We start from the raw sequence: 2539 nt of genomic DNA on the forward strand, positions 1-2539 counted from the left end.
ACGCCCCCCCCCCCCCCCCGCGCCGGGGCGCGCCGCCTGGAGCGGGGGTGGGGGGGGCCCCCCCGTCGCGGCCCGGGCGGGGGGACGGCAGCAGCGGGGCGTCGGGCCGGCGGACGGGCGCGGGGCCGAGCGTCCCGGTGGCGGCGATGGTGCGCAGCACACCGCGGAGCGCCTGCTCGAAGCCGGCCATCGTCCGGTGGGCCTGCGGGGTGTCCACGAAGATCGAGTTCAGGTGCAGGCCGTCGGTGTCCCGCTGGAACCAGGAGCAGGCGCCGTTGGCGCCCGAGGACCAGACGTGCGTGGTGGGCCGCCAGACCTCGTGGTGCTCGGCCCCGGGGCAGCGCCGCATGTCGAGGTAGGAGAAGAAGTTCACCGGGAACGGCCAGGACCGGGCCGCGAACTCCTCGGGTGCGAGCAGCTCCCAGGCGCGGACGAAGGGCACCTCGGTGTGCGCCATCATCGTGCCGAACCCGGCCCGGACGCCCGCCATGACCTCGGCGAAGTCGAGGCCCGGGCCGACCGGGAACTCGATCGGCATGGTGTTGACGAACCAGCCGACCGCGTCCTGCCAGGGCCCGCGGCCGCGCTCGCTGACCGGCATCAGGCCCCGGTAGACCTCCGGCCCCCCGGACCGCCGCAGCACGGCGGCGACCGCTGCCAGCACCCCCATGAAGGCCCGGCCGTCCACCGCCCGGCACCGGCGGTCGAAGGCCTCGGTCTCCGCGGCGTCCAGCAGCCGGCCGGCCACGTTGGCGATCGGGTACATCCGGCCGGGCTCGACGCCGAGGTCGAGCGGGAAGGGCGGGAAGAACCCCCCGTTGCGGGCGGTGAACGCCCGCCAGTACGCCAGCCGGTCGTCGTCGGCGGCGATCGACAGGTACCGGCCGCGCTGCTCGTGCGCGAAGTCCAGGTAGCTCGGCGCCGGGTCCGGGTCGGCGGGCCGGCCCTGCGCGAACGCGGCGTACGCGCGCTGCACGTCGTTGATGACGGCGGGCATCGACATCCCGTCGCAGACGATGTGGTCGAAGGCCAGGTACACCGTGGTGGCGTCGGGCCGGAGGACCGCACCCATGGTGTACAGCGGCCAGGCGAGCGTGTCGATGCTGCGCCCGAAGTCGTCCGCGAGGAAGGCCCGCAGGTCCTCCGGGCAGTCGAAGGTGCCGACCTCGGCGGCCTCCAGCAGGAGGTCCGACGGGTCCAGCGCGGCGCAGGCCACCTCCCCCGCGAGCCGCCGGAACTCGCAGCGCAGCACCTCGTGGCGGTGGGCGAGGTGCAGCAGGGCGGCCTCCAGCGCGGCGCGGTCCAGCGGGCCGGCGATCTCGAAGGTCACGGCCAGCCAGGACGCGACCGGCTCGCTGGCCCGGCGGCTCTGCTCGGCGACGGTGAAGTGCTTGTCCTGGTTGAAGGACGCCCGCCGGTCCGGCTCGGCCACCGGTCCGCCCGCCGCCCCCGGGCCCTGCTCCGCGGCGCGCGACCGCAGCCGCCAGCGGACCACGCGGCCGGGTGCCAGGTCGAGCGACTCCAGGGGGAACTGCCGCATACCGACCTCTTCCAGCGCGGAGAAACGTTGTCCTAGGCGCTAACGACCCAGGACCCGCGAGGTGACGACCGGCCGGGTGCTCGCGCGCGGCGCGGCAGTGCGGACCCGGATCCCGGGCCGGTCAGGCGGCGGCCGCTGCCGGGCCGATCCGGCCGAGCGACCGGTCGGCGGCGGTGAGCAGCAGGAAGAGGCCGGCGCAGGCCAGCATGAACCAGGCCAGCTCATGCAGCCCGGCCGTGTCGGCCCGGTGCGGGAAGAACGCGCCGCCGGCCGAGGAGGCGGCGATCGCGCCCAGGTAGCCGAAGGTGCGCAGCAGTCCGGCGGAGGAGCCCACCCGCTGCGGGTCGGCCTGGTGGTAGACGGCGTTCTGGAGGGCCAGGCCGTTGAGGCCCTGCGGGATCCCGAACAGGAGGGCGACGGCGAGCAGCAGCCCTCCGCCGGAGCCGGGGCCCAGGGCCAGCAGTGCGGCACAGGCGGCGAGCTGGGCGGCCGCGCCGACCAGGAGCTTGCCGCGGATCTCGGCGCGGCGGCCGGTCGCGGTGGAGACCAGGATCGCCGTGGCGAACATCGGCAGCTGCACCAGCCCCGCCTGCGAGGCCGACAGGCCGCGCCCCTGCTCCAGCCACTGGGTGTAGCCGTACAGGAAGGCGTAGGAGACGGTGTAGGTGAGCAGCGCCCGCAGGTAGGTCGCCAGCAGCGGCACGTTGCCCGCGAGCACCCGCAGGTCGATGAAGGGATGGGCAGCCCGCAGTTCGCGGTGGGTCAGCCCGGCGGCCGCCGCGGCGGTGACCGCGAGCAGCGGGAGGCGGCCGACGGACGGGTCCATCAGGAACAGCAGCAGCGGGACGAGCACGGCGGCGAACAGCAGCATGCCGGCCGCGTCGATGCCGGGCGCCCCCCCCCCGCCCCCCCCGGGCGGGGGGGGGGGGGGGGGGCGGGGGCGGGGGGGGGGGCCGGGGGGGTTTTAAAAAAACCCAAACCCCCAAAGAGAGTGTCTGT

General features: G+C 75.8%; 2 protein-coding genes. Both read right to left on the reverse strand.

Translation table 11 applies throughout. The annotated features are described in order from the left end of the window. Positions 1 to 1540, reverse strand: a 1540-nt coding sequence (locus tag ACFV0G_RS38200; protein ID WP_380558116.1) for a condensation domain-containing protein, incomplete at its 3' end; no start/stop codon positions are given. A 121-nt stretch (positions 1541 to 1661) separates the two neighbouring features. Then, positions 1662 to 2411: an MFS transporter gene (locus ACFV0G_RS38205; RefSeq protein ID WP_380558119.1), complete on the reverse strand. Its 750-nt coding sequence runs from the start codon at positions 2409 to 2411 to the stop codon at positions 1662 to 1664. Between the last annotated feature and the right edge of the window lie 128 nt (positions 2412 to 2539).

The organism is Kitasatospora sp. NPDC059571 (assembly GCF_042735675.1).
Classification (GTDB): Bacteria; Actinomycetota; Actinomycetes; order Streptomycetales; family Streptomycetaceae; genus Kitasatospora.

Bases quoted from the DNA above. Each gene is read 5' to 3' on its own strand.
- ACFV0G_RS38205 (WP_380558119.1), bottom strand. From the start codon at position 2,411: ATGCTGCTGTTCGCCGCCGTGCTCGTCCCGCTGCTGCTGTTCCTGATG.